The sequence below is a fragment of the Streptococcus infantis genome (assembly GCF_047463275.1).
Taxonomy (GTDB): domain Bacteria; phylum Bacillota; class Bacilli; order Lactobacillales; family Streptococcaceae; genus Streptococcus; species Streptococcus infantis_AF.
In genome coordinates, this window is sequence record NZ_JASHEE010000008.1 from 38,634 (window position 1) to 54,215 (window position 15,582).

Below are 15,582 nucleotides of genomic sequence, written 5' to 3' on the forward strand. Positions count from 1 at the left end.
CACCCTGTATGATTCTTTTTCAAAAAATATGATAAAAATTAAATTTGAAAACCTACTAGTCAGCATTGTTGTATCTGTAGTGGTGTTTTTTAATACCATATCAACTACGATGCTGGATAGGACTTTTTTTCAAGTCAAAGTAAATTTCCTATTTTTGGTTGTATTGCTTTTAGGGCTTCGTTTTTTGTATAAAATGCGGGTCTCATACAAATATCTAATACTTTCTATTCTATTGTTGCTTTCAGGGGTTTTAGTGTATTTTCAAACGAACAGACTTAATTTTCTAGTCTATTCGATGCTACTAGTCCTCTTGGTTAATGTAGATATGAAAGTAGTTTTGAGGAACTATGTAGTTGTAGCTGGTATTCTCGTAGTTGGTGTTTTTCTTTTATCGCTGGTTGGCATGGTTCCTAACTTGCAGTATAATCGTGCGGGTGTTATTCGAAATTCGTTTGGGTTTATTTATCCTACGGACTTTGCATCACATTGCTTCTATCTATTTTTAGCAATTTCTTATCTTTTAAAAGATAAATTGATATGGACCAGAACTCTATTTGGCTTCTTGCTATCAGCTTTTATTATAAAATACTGTGATGCACGTTTAAATGCTTTGTCAATCTTGTTAGCGACGGTTATTTTCACTTATTTTTATTTTAGCAAGGGGAAAAAATTAAAAATTTTTGCCTTGCTACCTTATTCGGCTGTTGTCTTCGCTTCAGTTGTTACCTATTTATCATACAAGTTTTCATGGTCTGATCCATTTTTAGTATCGATAAACAAATTAATTACGGGAAGGCTGGCTCTAGGCAGGAATGCATTTACTACATTTGAAGTGCATCTATTTGGGACTAGAAACGTTCAATTTATCGGATCAGGTGGAAAAACAGAATCTGTAATTGGGTATAACTATGTAGATTCTTCTTATGTGCAGATGTTGTTTACATATGGAATAGTTCCTGTAGTCCTATTGATCGTAATTTATGTTGTCGCCTCGAGAAAACAGTATAAGGATGGTCAATATTTATTCGTTGCGATTTTATCATTGATTGCTTTTAACTGTATGATTGAAGCTTTTTGGTTTGTTCCTACATATAATATATTCATGTTTTTACTATTTACGACAAATACTTTTAGCAAAAAAGAATCAAATGATATTGTTGCATTAAATGCGACCTAGCTCTAGTACTAGATATTAGGCTGGTCTAATGCATGATAGGATACCTTTCTAAAAAACAACTAACTTTTGCTGATTCTGAGTCGGCATTAATAAGAAATTGTAGAGTTTATTAACGGAGTTTTAATATGTATGACTATTTAATCGTTGGTGCAGGTTTGTCTGGAGCAATCTTTGCACACGAAGCTACAAAACGTGGCAAAAAAGTAAAAGTGATTGACAAGCGTGATCACATCGGTGGAAATATCTACTGTGAAAATGTTGAAGACATCAATGTCCACAAGTATGGTGCCCACATTTTCCATACTTCTAACAAAAAAGTCTGGGACTATGTGAACCAATTTGCTGAATTTAACAACTATATCAACTCGCCAGTGGCTAACTACAAGGGGAGCCTTTACAATCTTCCTTTCAACATGAATACCTTCTACGCTATGTGGGGAACTAAGACACCACAAGAAGTCAAGAATAAGATTGCGGAGCAAACGGCGGATATGAAGGATGTTGAGCCCAAAAACTTGGAAGAACAGGCTATCAAGTTAATTGGTCCTGATATCTATGAAAAATTGATCAAGGGCTATACAGAAAAGCAATGGGGACGTTCTGCAACAGACCTTCCTCCTTTCATCATTAAGCGCCTCCCAGTGCGTTTGACCTTTGATAACAACTACTTTAATGACCGTTACCAAGGAATTCCAATCGGTGGCTACAACGTCATCATCGAAAACATGCTGGGCGATGTAGAAGTAGAACTTGGGGTTGATTTCTTTGCTAATCGTGAAGAGCTGGAAAAATCAGCTGAGAAAGTTGTCTTTACAGGGATGATTGACCAGTACTTTGACTACAAACATGGTGAGTTGGAATACCGTAGTCTTCGTTTTGAACACGAGATCTTGGATGAGGAAAATCATCAAGGGAATGCTGTGGTCAACTATACAGAGCGTGAGATTCCTTATACTCGTATCATCGAACATAAGCACTTCGAGTATGGGACTCAACCGAAGACGGTTATCACTCGTGAGTACCCTGCTGATTGGAAACGTGGAGACGAACCATATTACCCAATCAACGATGAAAAGAACAATGGCATGTTTGCTAAGTACCAAGAAGAAGCCGCTAAAAATGACAAGGTCATCTTCTGTGGACGCCTAGCAGACTATAAATACTACGACATGCATGTGGTTATTGAGCGTGCTTTGGAAGTCGTAGCAAATGAATTTGATTGAAAGAAACAGTGATTCATGAAGTATTTTCTAAAAGAAGAGTTTTTAAAAGATTCTGGTGCTCGAAACGCCGGGAATAAGGCTAGAAATGATGTCGAGGAGATCGTCAAACGAGAAGGTTATCAACCTTTGTTGTTAACAGTTGAGGATTGGTACCATATGGGAACCGTTAAAGCCCAACAACACAAGGCGAAAGCTCTGGCTCAAGCTTTCTCTCAGTTGAAATCAGGGGATCAATTATTGATTCAATTTCCCATGCTCCACCATAGTTTTTTCACCACTCGCTTGGTAAGAAAAATCCAGCGGAGTGGGGTGAAAGTCTACTTTATTATCCATGATTTGGAAGCTTTACGATATGCTAATTTGGATACAGTACCTTTAAAACATAAGATTCGGGTTCATCTTCAAGAATCAAGTTTGTTGAAGATAGCTGATGGAGTGATTGCTCATAATCCAATCATGAAATCTGTTTTAGTGGACAAAGGGATTGCAGAAGATAAGATTGTAAGTCTTGGCATTTTCGACTATTTGATTCCAGATTTTCAAGAAAAGAGCGGCCAAACAAAAGATCAGCCCATTATTGTCGCAGGTAATTTGGCTCAGGAAAAAGCGGGTTATCTTTATAAACTTCCTGCAGAACCTTCTTATAATCTCTATGGTGTCGGCTTTGATGAGAATAGAGCTCTTTTAAACGAAATCTACTTTGGTTCCTTCCTGCCTGATGAGTTACCTTCAGTTCTTGAGGGAGGCTTTGGACTTGTCTGGGATGGTGATAGTGCTGACACGTGCAGTGGTGTCTTTGGTGAATACCTTCGCTTCAACAATTCTCACAAGGCGTCGCTATACTTGGCATCCGGTTTTCCTCTAGTGGTTTGGAGTCAGTCAGCCTTGTCTCACTTTGTCCTTGAGAATGACTGTGGGATTGCAGTAGAGTCACTTCATGATATAAAAACTACGATTGAGAATCTATCAGAATCCGATTATCAAGGTTTGGTCGGGAATGCTAAACATATCGGTAAGAAAATCAGAGAAGGTTTTTATCTAACTAGTGCTCTAAAAAAATTAACGAAATGAGAAGTCTTTTTTAGACTTCTTTTTTGTTAAAGAGATGATAAATCTAGTATAAAAAATGAATATAAATAATGAATATAAATAATTCATTTTTAGGAGTACTATTAAGATTTCTATTCAATTATGAAAACGGGAACAGTCGCATGAAAAATCTTGGAAAATATAATGAATTTCAGAACCGTTTTTTCAGTTAGTTTGACTGTTTTACAATGTTATTTAAAGAAAAAGTAAAAAAGATGGACTTGTAATAGAATATTAAAAGAAATTTAATGAAAAACCTTCGATAAAATCATAAAAAAATAGCCACGAATCGGATTTTTGTGATATAATATTCTGTGAATAGCTATGCCTTCTTGTAGCTATTAAAAAAATCAAAGTGTGAAACTTGGAAGATAGAGAGGACGCAATGTAATGACTAGAAATGGTTTCTTTACAGGCTTAGATATTGGAACGAGCTCAATTAAAGTGTTAGTTGCTGAGCTTGTAGATGGTGAAGTAAATGTAATCGGTGTTAGCAACGCCAAAAGTAAAGGTGTCAAGGATGGGATTATCGTTGACATTGAAGCCGCAGCAACGGCTATCAAGTCTGCAATTTCTCAAGCAGAAGAAAAAGCAGGAATTTCTATCAAGTCTGTAAATGTTGGACTTCCAGCAAACTTGTTGCAAGTGGAGCCAACTCAAGGAATGATTCCTGTAACCTCAGACACAAAAGAAATTACAGATCAGGATGTTGAAAATGTAGTCAAATCAGCTTTGACAAAAAGCATGACACCTGACCGTGAAGTGATTACGTTTGTGCCAGAAGAGTTCGTTGTTGATGGTTTCCAAGGTATTCGTGACCCTCGTGGTATGATGGGTGTTCGTTTGGAAATGCGTGGACTTCTCTATACAGGTCCAAGAACCATTCTTCACAACCTTCGTAAAACTGTAGAACGTGTTGGAGTTCAAGTTGATAACGTGATTATTTCACCACTTGCAATTGTAAATTCTGTTCTTAACGAAGGCGAACGTGAGTTTGGAGCGACTGTTATCGATATGGGTGGTGGCCAAACAAGTGTTGCAACTATCCGTAATCAAGAGCTACAATACACAAATGTTTACCAAGAAGGTGGCGATTACGTCACTAAAGACATTTCAAAAGTTCTTAAAACTTCTAAGAAGATTGCAGAAGGTTTGAAGCTTAACTACGGTGAAGCTTATCCGCAACTTGCAAGCAAAGAAACTTTCCAAGTTGAAGTGATTGGGGAAGTAGAACCTGTAGAAGTTACAGAAGAATACTTGGCTCAAATTATTTCAGCTAGATTGAAACACATCTTTGAACAAATCAAACAAGATTTGGAAAGAAGACATTTATTGGACTTGCCGGGAGGTATTGCTCTGATTGGTGGAAATGCTATTCTACCAGGTATCGTTGAGCTTGCCCAAGAAGTACTTGGAGTTCGTGTAAAACTTTACGTTCCAAACCAAGTGGGTATCCGCAATCCTGCATTTGCTCATGTAATTAGTTTGTCTGAATTTGCTGGAAGCCTTACAGAAATTAATGTTTTGGCTCAAAGAGCTATCAGAGGAGATCAAGTTTTGCGTCAACAACCAATTGACTTCAGAACTTCAAGTCAGGAAAAACCTGCGGCTTCTCAACGTTCAGTGTTTGGTACAACTTCAACTGAATCAGCAGAATCAACTTATGTTGCTGATTCAACAACTCAAAATCAATCAGAAGAGAAACCAAAATTAACTGAGCGATTCCGTAGCTTAATCGGAAGCATGTTTGATGAATAGGATAGAGGAATAAAATATGACATTTTCATTTGATACAGCAGCAGCACAAGGTGCAGTAATTAAAGTAATTGGTGTCGGTGGTGGCGGTGGAAACGCCATTAACCGCATGGTTGACGAAGGCGTTTCAGGTGTTGAGTTCATCGCAGCCAACACAGATGTACAAGCCTTGAGCAGTACAAAAGCTGAAACAGTTATCCAACTTGGTCCAAAATTAACTCGCGGACTTGGTGCTGGAGGACAGCCTGAAGTTGGTCGTAAGGCTGCTGAAGAAAGCGAAGAAGTAATTACTGAAGCTATCAGTGGTGCAGATATGGTCTTCATCACTGCTGGTATGGGTGGTGGTTCTGGTACAGGTGCTGCACCAGTTATCGCTCGTATTGCTAAAGGTTTAGGGGCTTTGACTGTCGGTGTTGTAACACGTCCATTCGGTTTCGAAGGAAGCAAACGTGGTCAATTCGCAGTCCAAGGGATTAACGAACTTCGCGAACATGTTGATACTCTCTTGATTATCTCAAACAATAACTTATTAGAAATTGTTGACAAGAAAACTCCTCTTCTTGAAGCTTTGTCTGAAGCAGATAACGTTCTTCGTCAAGGTGTTCAAGGGATTACAGATTTGATTACAAATCCTGGTTTAATCAACTTGGACTTCGCAGACGTGAAGACAGTAATGGCCAATAAAGGAAATGCCCTTATGGGTATCGGTATCGGTAGCGGAGAAGAGCGTGTTATCGAAGCAGCTCGAAAAGCTATCTACTCACCACTTCTTGAAACAACTATTGATGGAGCAGAAGATGTTATCGTTAACGTAACTGGTGGTTTGGATATGACCTTGATTGAAGCAGAAGAAGCTTCTGAAATCGTCAATCAAGCTGCTGGACATGGCGTAAATATCTGGCTCGGTACTTCTATTGATGAATCAATGAAAGATGAAATCCGTGTAACTGTTGTTGCTACTGGAGTTCGTCAAGATGCAGTCGAAAAAGTTGTAGCGCCACAACCAAGACAAGCGTCATTCCGTGAACCAGTAAAATCTGGACATACACACACTTATGACCGTCATTTTGATTTGGCAGAAACAGCTGAACTTCCAACTCCTTCACAACGTCACACTGAAGCGCCTAAAGCATCAGCTTTTGGTGATTGGGACTTGAGACGTGATTCAATTGTTCGTCAAGGTGAATCAGTCGTATCTCCAGTTGAGCGTTTTGAAGCACCAGCTTCTGACGAAGATGAGTTGGAAACACCACCATTCTTTAAAAATCGTTAATAGAGATGGATTTAAAAGAAAATACAAATCAGGTATTTCAACAGGTTACAAAAGCAATTCAAGAAACCGGCCGTGAAGACGGTTCGGTTTCTGTAATTGCCGTAACCAAATATGTTGATATTGCAACTGCAGCAAATTTGATTGACCAAGGAGTCAAACACATCGGTGAAAACCGTGTCGACAAATTTCTTGAAAAGTATCATGCTTTAAGTGATAAAGATGTTACTTGGCACTTGATTGGTAGCTTACAAAGAAGAAAAGTCAAGGATATCATTCCTTATGTTGATTATTTTCACGCTTTAGATTCTTTGAAATTAGCCCAAGAGATTCAAAAACGTGCCGATCGAACAGTTAAATGTTTTTTGCAGGTCAATATTTCTGGAGAGGAAAGCAAGCACGGTTTTTCAAAAGAAGAACTATTGACAGTCTTGCCAGACTTGTCTAGCTTGGATCAAATCGAGTATGTTGGACTTATGACCATGGCTCCCTTTGAGGCCCAAACAGAAGAGTTGCAAAAAATCTTTAAAGAAACGCAAGAGTTGCAACAATACATTCGCGAACAACAACTCCCCAATATGCCAATGACAGAACTAAGTATGGGAATGAGCCGTGACTATAAAGAAGCGATTCAGTGTGGCTCAACTTTCGTTCGAATTGGTACAGCATTTTTTAAATAGGAAATAATCATGTCATTAAAAGATAAATTTGATAAATTTATAGATTACTTTACAGAAGATGGAGATGAAGTTGCTTCAGAAGTTGTAGCTGCACAACCTGAACGTTCACTAGCTTCGGTTCCTCAAAAAAGAGAATTGCCACAGCAAGCTGCTGCTCAAGAATCTTCTTCAGTCGAAGCAAAAGAGAAAAATATTACAAAACTTCATGCCCGTCAACAACAACTAGCAATTGAAAGCCATCGCTCTACTGAAAAAGTAACCATCGATGTTCGTTACCCACGCCGTTACGAAGACGCAACAGATATTGTTGATTTGTTGGCTGGAAATGAAAGTATCTTGATTGACTTCCAATATATGACAGAAGTTCAAGCTCGTCGTTGTTTGGATTACTTGGATGGAGCACGTCATGTCCTTGCTGGTGAGTTAAGAAAAGTAGCGAACACAATGTATCTTTTGACGCCTGTTGGTGTTGTGGTAAACATTGAGGATATTCGTTTGCCAGAAGAAGCTCAAAGCGAAGAGTACGATTTTGACATGAAGAGAAATAGAGTACGTTAATGTTTCTAATAATTCGTTTTATCCAAAATGCTACAGATATCTATTCACTGATACTTGTAGCTTTTGCTCTATTATCATGGTTTCCAAATGCCTATGACACCCAGTTGGGGAAATTTTTAGAGACTTTGTGTAAACCAATTCTTGAACCTCTAAAACGTCTACCTCTTCAAATCGCAGGTTTGGATTTCTCTGTTTGGATTGCCCTAATTCTCTTACGCATGATTAGCCGCTATCTCATCAATTTGCTGGTCGTATTATGAGCAAGGAGCTTTACCAACATTTCGCAACGGAGGATATTCCATTCATCGATAAGGGGTTGGAATGGTTGAGTCAAGTCGAGGAGCACTATGCACCGATTTTATCTCCTTTTATAAATCCTCACCAAGTATTTATCTTGGAAACTTTGGGAAATAATAGAGGGATAAAAGTCTTCTCTAGTACGAGTTATATCTCTTCGGAATACGCTAGGGTTATTTTAGCGCCTGATTACTTCACGCCAAGTTTGGAAGATTTTGAAATGACCTTGCTTGAGATCGTGTATCCCAGCAAGTTTCAGCAACTGACCCATTCAAAGATATTGGGTACAGTTCTCAATCGACTAGGTATTGACCGGAAGTTATTCGGAGACATTCTGGTGACAGAAGATAAAGCCCAAATTATTGTCGATCGAAGATTTACCACTCTTTTCCAGGATGGAATTCAAAAGATTTCCAAGTTGCCTGTAAGTTTAGTAGAACGTCCTTTTTCAGATATAATAGAATCCAAAGATGACTATCAAGAAAAAGAAGTCTTGGTTTCAAGTCTTCGTCTGGATACCTTCTTATCTAGCATATTGAAATTATCTCGTTCCCAAACTTCGGCTTTGGTTGAAAAAAAGTTGGTTCAAGTCAACTATCATATAGTTGAAAAATCGGACTATCCGGTAAAAATTGGTGATTTAATCAGCGTCAGACGCTTTGGTCGAATTATCTTACTCAAAGAAAATGGTCAAACCAAAAAGGATAAGAAAAAATTAACAGTCCAATTGTTATCAAGTAGATGAGGGGAAAATGTCAATGAATCCTTCAGAAATTAGAGATATAAAATTCTCGATTAAATTCAGAGGTTATGACACTGACAAAGTTGATGTTTTTTTAGAAAATCTTTTTAATGATTATGAGGAATTATATCGTTATAAGCAAGAAAATGAAATCTATATCAAAGATTTAGAAGAATGTCTCTTAAATTTTACGGATAATATCCCTAAAAGAAGATTATCAAGTGAAAAAGAAGCTCCCTCTGAGTATACATCCGATACCCCTAAAAGAGAAGAAACAAACGAGCAAGAACCAGAAGCAATTAATGATTCTATTTTTTATTAAGTAAGTGAGGAAAAATATGCCAATTACATCGTTAGAAATTAAGGATAAAACCTTTGGTGTTCAGTTTAGAGGTTTTAACCGTGAAGAAGTTGATGAATTTTTAGATATTGTTGTTCGTGACTATGAAGCACTTGTACGAAGCAATCATGAAAAAGAACAACACATTAAAAACTTAGAAGAACGTTTGTCGTATTTTGACGAAATCAAAGATTCGTTGAGTCAGTCAGTTTTGATTGCCCAAGACACAGCTGAACGTGTAAAACAAGCTGCGAATGACCGTTCTAATAACATCATTAAGCAGGCTGAGCAAGACGCTCAACGTTTGCTTGATGAAGCTAAATACAAGGCTAATGAAATCTTGCGACAAGCTACAGATAATGCTAAAAAAGTTGCTGTAGAAACTGAAGAGTTGAAGAACAAGAGTCGCGTCTTCCACCAACGTTTGAAATCAACAATCGAAAGTCAGTTGGCTATTGTTGATTCATCAGATTGGGAAGAAATTTTGCGTCCGACTGCAACTTATCTTCAAACGAGCGACGAAGCATTCAAGGAAGTTGTCGAAGAAGTTTTGGGTGAAGATGTATCTTCATATCATGATGAAGAACCAATTGACATGACTCGTCAATTTTCTCCAGAAGAAGTTGCAGAGCTTCAAGCGCGTATTGAAGCAGCTAACAAAGAATTGTTAGAGGCTGAACAAGTTGCTGAAGAGTCAACTGAAGTTGAAGTTGAAGTTCAGCCAGTTGCTGAAACTCCTGTTGAGCCAGCACATGAGGAAGGACCTCAAGACGATACCGATGCTCAACAAGAATCAGTTCTAATTTTATAAGAAACTTATTAGAGAACAAGAATTTATCAATCACATTTCTAGCGAGTAGGAGATGGTGGAAGTCCTACAATCCCTGTTGGTAAATTTATCCTCTCTTAGTATCAAATCTGAAAATAGTAAGATTTGACGTTGCCCACGTTACGGGAAAAGAGGGAAGAAGACCAAGTCTTTTTCCGAATAAAGGTGGTACCACGATTTTCGTCCTTTTTAGCGAGTCGTGGTTTTTAATTTGTCTATATAATAAAGGAGATATAATGAAACTCAAAGATACCCTTAATCTTGGAAAAACTGAATTTCCAATGCGTGCCGGTCTTCCGACAAAAGAGCCAGTTTGGCAAAAAGAATGGGAAGAAGCAAAACTCTATCAACGTCGTCAAGAATTAAATGAAGGAAAACCGCATTTCACGCTTCATGATGGCCCTCCCTATGCCAACGGAAACATTCACGTTGGACATGCCATGAACAAGATTTCAAAAGATATCATTGTTCGTTCTAAGTCTATGTCAGGATTTTACGCACCTTACATCCCAGGTTGGGATACTCATGGGCTGCCAATCGAGCAAGTTTTGGCAAAACAAGGTGTCAAACGCAAAGAGATGGACCTTGTTGAATACTTGAAACTTTGCCGTGAATACGCTCTGTCTCAAGTAGATAAACAACGCGAAGACTTTAAACGTTTGGGTGTTTCTGGTGACTGGGAAAATCCATATGTAACCTTGACGCCTGACTATGAAGCAGCGCAAATCCGTGTCTTCGGTGAAATGGCTAATAAAGGATATATCTACCGTGGTGCCAAGCCAGTTTACTGGTCATGGTCATCCGAGTCTGCTCTTGCAGAAGCTGAAATTGAATACCATGATTTGGTTTCAACTTCACTTTACTATGCCAACAAGGTTAAAGATGGCAAGGGTGTCCTAGATACAGATACTTACATCGTTGTTTGGACAACAACTCCATTTACTATCACTGCTTCTCGTGGTTTGACTGTTGGTGCAGATATTGATTACGTTTTGGTTCAACCAGCTGGCGAAGCTCGTAAGTTTGTGGTTGCTTCAGAATTGTTGGACAGCTTGTCTGAGAAATTCGGTTGGTCTGACGTTCAAGTTTTGGCTACTTACCGTGGTCAAGAATTGAACCATATTGTGACAGAGCACCCATGGGATACAGCAGTAGATGAACTCGTTATCCTTGGTGACCACGTTACAACAGAGTCCGGTACTGGTATCGTCCATACAGCTCCTGGTTTTGGTGAGGATGACTACAATGTTGGTGTGGCTAATGGTCTTGAAGTTGCTGTGACTGTTAACGAACGAGGGATCATGATGGCCAATGCAGGTGCAGAGTTCGAAGGTCAATTCTACGACAAGGTTGTGCCAACGGTTATTGAAAAACTTGGTGATTTACTTCTTGCTCAAGAAGAAATCTCTCACTCCTACCCATTTGACTGGCGTACGAAAAAACCAATCATCTGGCGTGCCGTGCCACAATGGTTTGCCTCTGTATCAAAATTCCGTCAAGAAATATTGGACGAAATTGAAAAAGTCAAATTCCACTCAGAGTGGGGTAAAGTTCGTCTCTACAATATGATTCGTGACCGTGGTGATTGGGTTATCTCTCGTCAACGTGCTTGGGGAGTTCCACTTCCTATCTTCTACGCAGAAGATGGAACACCAATCATGACAGCTGAAACCATCGAGCATGTGGCTCAACTCTTTGAAGAGCACGGTTCCATCATCTGGTGGGAACGTGATGCCAAAGACCTTTTGCCAGAAGGATTTACCCATCCAGGTTCACCGAATGGTGAGTTCAAGAAAGAAACAGATATCATGGATGTATGGTTCGACTCTGGTTCATCATGGAATGGTGTCGTGGTAAACCGTCCAGAGCTTAAATATCCAGCCGACCTCTACCTAGAAGGTTCAGACCAATACCGTGGTTGGTTCAACTCATCACTCATCACATCTGTGGCGAACCATGGTGTAGCGCCTTATAAACAAATCTTGTCACAAGGTTTTGCCCTTGATGGTAAAGGTGAGAAGATGTCTAAATCTCTTGGAAATACCATTGCTCCAAGCGACGTTGAAAAACAATTTGGTGCAGAAATCTTGCGTCTCTGGGTAACCAGTGTAGACTCAAGTAACGATGTACGTATCTCTATGGATATCTTGAGTCAAGTTTCTGAAACTTACCGTAAGATCCGTAACACGCTTCGTTTCTTGATTGCTAACACTTCTGATTTTAACCCAGCTGAGGATGCAGTGGCTTACGAAGAACTTCGTTCAGTTGATAAATACATGACTATCCGCTTTAACCAACTTGTTAAGACTATTCGTGACGCTTATGCAAACTTCGAGTTCTTGACAATCTATAAAGCCCTAGTGAACTTTATCAATGTTGATCTGTCTGCTTTCTATCTTGACTTTGCCAAAGATGTTGTCTATATCGAAGGTGCAAAATCTCTTGAACGCCGTCAGATGCAAACAGTCTTCTATGACATCCTTGTCAAAATCACAAAGCTCTTAACACCAATTCTTCCTCACACTGCTGAAGAAATCTGGTCATATCTCGAGTTTGAAACAGAAGACTTTGTTCAATTGTCAGAATTACCTGAAGCTCAAACATTTGCTAATCAAGAGGAAATCTTGGATACATGGGCAGCCTTTATGGACTTCCGTGGACAAGCTCAAAAAGCCTTGGAAGAAGCACGTAATGAAAAAGTGATTGGTAAATCACTAGAAGCTCACTTGACAGTTTATCCAAATGAAGTGGTGAAAACACTTCTTGGAGCTGTTGATAGCAATGTAGCCCAACTCTTGATCGTCTCTAAATTGACCATCGCTGAAGGTCCCGCTCCAGAAGGTGCAGTGACCTTTGAAGATGTAGCCTTCACGGTTGAGCGTGCGGCTGGTGAAGTTTGTGATCGTTGCCGTCGTATCGATCCAAGTACAGCAGAACGTAGCTATAATGCAACCATCTGTAATCACTGTGCAAGCATCGTTGAAGAAAACTTTGCGGATGCAGTAACAGAAGGATTTGAAGCTAAATAATCTAACAAAAATACAGGGTCTTCCTGTATTTTTTTAAAAAATAATAACTTTAATAAAAATATGGTATAATATACCTTATTAAAATAAAAGGAGATATTTATGAAGACAAAAACACTAGCACAAGTAGATGGCTTTATTGGTATTATTGCAGGGGCAATTTTAGCTTTCTTACCAATTTTTATGGTATTTCTTGCAGCCATTTCTGAAGACGAAGATGCTGCAGGGCTAATTTTGGGCATTATTTTCATTGTTTTCTCTTTAGTGAAAATTGCAACCCTCATTCTTGGAATCCTCTCACTTGTCTACTATAAGGATGACAATCGTATTTCACTAGCACCATCGATTCTATTTATCGTTGGATCTGTAGTTGCCTTGATTCCTTTCCTTGGGTGGATTGGTGGAATTGTCCTTGTGATTGGTGGGGCTCTGTACCTAGCAAGCTTGAAACAATTTAGAATTGAAGAATAAATTATTTTTTAGGGAAGAGTCCAAGAGCTCTTCTCTTTTCGTTGATTTTAACTAGCTTTTTTGTGAAAAATTGTGTAAAATAGAATAGATAAACGAGGGCAACCTCGAAAAATAAAAGGAGAATCCAACTAATGGTAAAATTGGTTTTCGCTCGCCACGGTGAGTCTGAATGGAACAAAGCTAACCTTTTCACAGGATGGGCTGACGTAGATCTTTCTGAAAAAGGTACTCAACAAGCTATCGATGCTGGTAAATTGATCAAAGAAGCTGGTATTGAATTTGACCAAGCTTACACTTCAGTATTGAAACGTGCAATCAAAACAACTAACCTTGCACTTGAAGCATCTGACCAACTTTGGGTTCCAGTTGAAAAATCATGGCGCTTGAACGAACGTCACTACGGTGGTTTGACTGGTAAAAACAAAGCTGAAGCTGCTGAACAATTTGGTGATGAGCAAGTTCACATCTGGCGTCGTTCATACGATGTATTGCCTCCAGCAATGGCTCGTGATGATGAGCACTCAGCTCACACAGACCGTCGTTACGCTTCACTTGATGACTCAGTCATTCCAGATGCTGAAAACTTGAAAGTGACTTTGGAACGCGCTCTTCCATTCTGGGAAGATAAAATCGCTCCAGCACTTAAAGATGGTAAAAACGTATTCGTAGGTGCACACGGTAACTCAATCCGCGCCCTTGTAAAACACATCAAACAATTGTCAGACGACGAAATCATGGATGTGGAAATCCCTAACTTCCCACCATTGGTATTCGAATTTGACGAAAAATTGAACGTAGTTTCTGAATACTACCTTGGTAAATAATGTAAAATAGGGTCTAGGATTATTCCTAGGCTTTTTTATTTTAAAAAATAAGAAAATGCAAAGTGCAATTTAACTTGTCAAAGACAAGGATTATTGTTATAATAGATGGTACGGAGGCGCTATGGTACTTAAAAAAGCAAGTTTAGCCTGTGCGGTTTGCGGTTCGCGAAATTACTCGATTAAAATTAGTGGTAATCCAAAACCAACTCGCTTAGAAGTAAATAAATTTTGTAAACATTGTGGTAAATACACAACACACCGAGAAACGAGATAGGAGAAAAGAATGGGTTTTATTAAGGATATCTTTACACTTCTTAAAGATACAACTTGGCCAACACGAAAACAAAGTTGGGTAGATTTTAAATCTATCATGGAATACACTGCCTTCTTTGTTGTCATCATTTATATTTTTGACCAGTTAATCGTTAGCGGATTGATTCGATTCATTAACATTTTTTAAAATAGTATAAATAGGTTGAAAAAAGTTTACCAATAAGAAAGGAAAAAGATGGATAGTTTTGATAAAGGATGGTTTGTCCTACAGACATATTCTGGTTATGAAAATAAAGTAAAAGAAAATCTCTTGCAACGTGCACAAACCTACAATATGTTGGAGAATATCCTACGTGTAGAAATTCCAACTCAAACAGTACAAGTCGAAAAAAATGGGAAGAAAAAAGAAGTTGAAGAAAATCGTTTCCCTGGTTATGTCCTTGTAGAAATGGTTATGACTGATGAAGCTTGGTTTGTAGTTCGTAATACACCAAACGTTACAGGATTTGTTGGGTCACACGGTAACAGATCAAAACCAACACCACTTTTGGAACAAGAAATTAGAGATATCTTGGTATCAATGGGACAAACGGTGCAAGAGTTCGATATCAATGTTGAAGTCGGTCAAACAGTTCGAATCATTGATGGTGCCTTTGCTGATTACACAGGGAAAATCACTGAAATTGATAGTAACAAAGTGAAAATGATTATTTCAATGTTTGGTAATGATACTGTGGCAGAAGTTAACTTAAACCAAATTGCCGAATTGTAATATTACTTAAGAATATATAAAATCAATTTTTAGCTAATTATAGCTTTCGTTTTTGTCAACTACTTTTTCCAAAAATTAGTTGACAAGGCAGAAAAAGTGGGTATAATAGAAAGAGTTGAAAAAGCTCAAGGTCCGTTGGTCAAGGGGTTAAGACACCGCCTTTTCACGGCGGTAACACGGGTTCGAATCCCGTACGGACTATGGGTATGTTGCAGTAGAAGTTGAAAAAAATTTGAAAAAGTTATTGACAACGATT

General features: G+C 38.6%; 17 protein-coding genes, 1 tRNA gene, 1 pseudogene and 1 other annotated feature. All 19 genes and pseudogenes read left to right on the plus strand.

The annotated features are described in order from the left end of the window. The first annotated feature begins 28 nt into the window (after nt 1-28). The 19 genes and pseudogenes from QM923_RS09425 (at nt 29) to QM923_RS09515 (ending at nt 15,527) form a co-directional block, all read left to right on the plus strand. Nucleotides 29-1,177 carry a polysaccharide polymerase gene (locus QM923_RS09425; RefSeq protein WP_414291678.1) on the plus strand — a complete coding sequence of 383 codons (1,149 nt, stop codon included), beginning with the start codon at nt 29-31 and terminating at the stop codon, nt 1,175-1,177. Nucleotides 1,178-1,302: 125 nt separating this feature from the next. After that, entirely contained in the window at nt 1,303-2,400 is a 1,098-nt protein-coding gene (gene glf, locus QM923_RS09430) for a UDP-galactopyranose mutase (protein ID WP_414291679.1), read from the plus strand. Nucleotides 2,401-2,415: 15 nt separating this feature from the next. Further along, entirely contained in the window at nt 2,416-3,471 is a 1,056-nt protein-coding gene (locus tag QM923_RS09435) for a galactofuranosyltransferase (protein WP_414291680.1), read from the plus strand. Nucleotides 3,472-3,879: 408 nt separating this feature from the next. Further along, nucleotides 3,880-5,071, plus strand: a pseudogene (gene ftsA, locus QM923_RS09440) (cell division protein FtsA); the annotation flags it as partial. Further along, complete coding sequence (locus QM923_RS09445) at nt 5,047-5,247, plus strand: cell division protein FtsA C-terminal domain-containing protein (RefSeq protein ID WP_414291688.1); 201 nt, start codon at nt 5,047-5,049, stop codon at nt 5,245-5,247. The pseudogene ftsA and the gene QM923_RS09445, both read left to right, overlap by 25 nt. A gap of 16 nt (nt 5,248-5,263) precedes the next feature. Next, a complete protein-coding gene (gene ftsZ, locus QM923_RS09450) occupies nt 5,264-6,517 on the plus strand; it encodes a cell division protein FtsZ (protein WP_223334523.1) in 1,254 nt (417 codons plus the stop codon). A gap of 5 nt (nt 6,518-6,522) precedes the next feature. Then, nucleotides 6,523-7,194, plus strand: a complete 672-nt coding sequence (locus QM923_RS09455) for a YggS family pyridoxal phosphate-dependent enzyme (protein ID WP_414291681.1) — start codon at nt 6,523-6,525, stop codon at nt 7,192-7,194. A gap of 9 nt (nt 7,195-7,203) precedes the next feature. Then, complete coding sequence (locus QM923_RS09460; protein ID WP_254731009.1) at nt 7,204-7,752, plus strand: cell division protein SepF; 549 nt, start codon at nt 7,204-7,206, stop codon at nt 7,750-7,752. Then, entirely contained in the window at nt 7,752-8,012 is a 261-nt protein-coding gene (locus QM923_RS09465; RefSeq protein ID WP_314944723.1) for a YggT family protein, read from the plus strand. Before QM923_RS09460 ends, QM923_RS09465 begins: the two co-directional genes overlap by 1 nt. Further along, a complete protein-coding gene (locus QM923_RS09470) occupies nt 8,009-8,794 on the plus strand; it encodes a YlmH family RNA-binding protein (RefSeq protein ID WP_414291682.1) in 786 nt (261 codons plus the stop codon). The genes QM923_RS09465 and QM923_RS09470 overlap by 4 nt, the downstream gene beginning before the upstream one ends. 13 nt (nt 8,795-8,807) lie before the next feature. Beyond that, nucleotides 8,808-9,113 (plus strand): DivIVA domain-containing protein, encoded by a 306-nt coding sequence (locus QM923_RS09475; protein ID WP_414291683.1) that lies wholly within the window; start codon nt 8,808-8,810, stop codon nt 9,111-9,113. Between the two features lie 16 nt (nt 9,114-9,129). Then, the gene (locus QM923_RS09480; RefSeq protein WP_414291684.1) at nt 9,130-9,942 is read left to right on the plus strand and encodes a DivIVA domain-containing protein; all 813 of its coding nucleotides are present in this window, start codon (nt 9,130-9,132) and stop codon (nt 9,940-9,942) included. Continuing rightward, nucleotides 9,940-10,151: a binding site (T-box leader), on the plus strand. (Overlaps the previous gene by 3 nt.) 45 nt (nt 10,152-10,196) lie before the next feature. After that, a complete protein-coding gene (gene ileS, locus QM923_RS09485) occupies nt 10,197-12,989 on the plus strand; it encodes an isoleucine--tRNA ligase (RefSeq protein ID WP_414291685.1) in 2,793 nt (930 codons plus the stop codon). Nucleotides 12,990-13,088: 99 nt separating this feature from the next. Continuing rightward, entirely contained in the window at nt 13,089-13,457 is a 369-nt protein-coding gene (locus QM923_RS09490) for a hypothetical protein (RefSeq protein ID WP_004254107.1), read from the plus strand. A 131-nt stretch (nt 13,458-13,588) separates the two neighbouring features. Further along, nucleotides 13,589-14,281 carry a phosphoglycerate mutase gene (locus QM923_RS09495; protein WP_120701151.1) on the plus strand — a complete coding sequence of 231 codons (693 nt, stop codon included), beginning with the start codon at nt 13,589-13,591 and terminating at the stop codon, nt 14,279-14,281. Nucleotides 14,282-14,402: 121 nt separating this feature from the next. After that, nucleotides 14,403-14,555, plus strand: a complete 153-nt coding sequence (rpmG, locus tag QM923_RS09500; RefSeq protein WP_061767900.1) for a 50S ribosomal protein L33 — start codon at nt 14,403-14,405, stop codon at nt 14,553-14,555. 9 nt (nt 14,556-14,564) lie between these two features. Next, nucleotides 14,565-14,741 (plus strand): preprotein translocase subunit SecE, encoded by a 177-nt coding sequence (secE, locus tag QM923_RS09505; RefSeq protein ID WP_004254104.1) that lies wholly within the window; start codon nt 14,565-14,567, stop codon nt 14,739-14,741. 48 nt (nt 14,742-14,789) lie between these two features. Further along, nucleotides 14,790-15,326 (plus strand): transcription termination/antitermination protein NusG, encoded by a 537-nt coding sequence (gene nusG / locus QM923_RS09510; RefSeq protein WP_414291686.1) that lies wholly within the window; start codon nt 14,790-14,792, stop codon nt 15,324-15,326. Between the two features lie 129 nt (nt 15,327-15,455). Further along, nucleotides 15,456-15,527, plus strand: a tRNA-Glu gene (locus QM923_RS09515). The last annotated feature ends 55 nt before the right edge of the window (nt 15,528-15,582 follow it).

Coding starts and splice junctions, on each gene's coding strand:
- QM923_RS09425 (WP_414291678.1), top strand. CDS start 29: ATGATAAAAATTAAATTTGAAAACCTACTAGTCAGCATTGTTGTATCT.
- glf (WP_414291679.1), top strand. CDS start 1,303: ATGTATGACTATTTAATCGTTGGTGCAGGTTTGTCTGGAGCAATCTTT.
- QM923_RS09435 (WP_414291680.1), top strand. CDS start 2,416: ATGAAGTATTTTCTAAAAGAAGAGTTTTTAAAAGATTCTGGTGCTCGA.
- ftsZ (WP_223334523.1), top strand. CDS start 5,264: ATGACATTTTCATTTGATACAGCAGCAGCACAAGGTGCAGTAATTAAA.
- QM923_RS09455 (WP_414291681.1), top strand. CDS start 6,523: ATGGATTTAAAAGAAAATACAAATCAGGTATTTCAACAGGTTACAAAA.
- QM923_RS09460 (WP_254731009.1), top strand. CDS start 7,204: ATGTCATTAAAAGATAAATTTGATAAATTTATAGATTACTTTACAGAA.
- QM923_RS09465 (WP_314944723.1), top strand. CDS start 7,752: ATGTTTCTAATAATTCGTTTTATCCAAAATGCTACAGATATCTATTCA.
- QM923_RS09470 (WP_414291682.1), top strand. CDS start 8,009: ATGAGCAAGGAGCTTTACCAACATTTCGCAACGGAGGATATTCCATTC.
- QM923_RS09475 (WP_414291683.1), top strand. CDS start 8,808: ATGAATCCTTCAGAAATTAGAGATATAAAATTCTCGATTAAATTCAGA.
- QM923_RS09480 (WP_414291684.1), top strand. CDS start 9,130: ATGCCAATTACATCGTTAGAAATTAAGGATAAAACCTTTGGTGTTCAG.
- ileS (WP_414291685.1), top strand. CDS start 10,197: ATGAAACTCAAAGATACCCTTAATCTTGGAAAAACTGAATTTCCAATG.
- QM923_RS09490 (WP_004254107.1), top strand. CDS start 13,089: ATGAAGACAAAAACACTAGCACAAGTAGATGGCTTTATTGGTATTATT.
- QM923_RS09495 (WP_120701151.1), top strand. CDS start 13,589: ATGGTAAAATTGGTTTTCGCTCGCCACGGTGAGTCTGAATGGAACAAA.
- rpmG (WP_061767900.1), top strand. CDS start 14,403: ATGGTACTTAAAAAAGCAAGTTTAGCCTGTGCGGTTTGCGGTTCGCGA.
- secE (WP_004254104.1), top strand. CDS start 14,565: ATGGGTTTTATTAAGGATATCTTTACACTTCTTAAAGATACAACTTGG.
- nusG (WP_414291686.1), top strand. CDS start 14,790: ATGGATAGTTTTGATAAAGGATGGTTTGTCCTACAGACATATTCTGGT.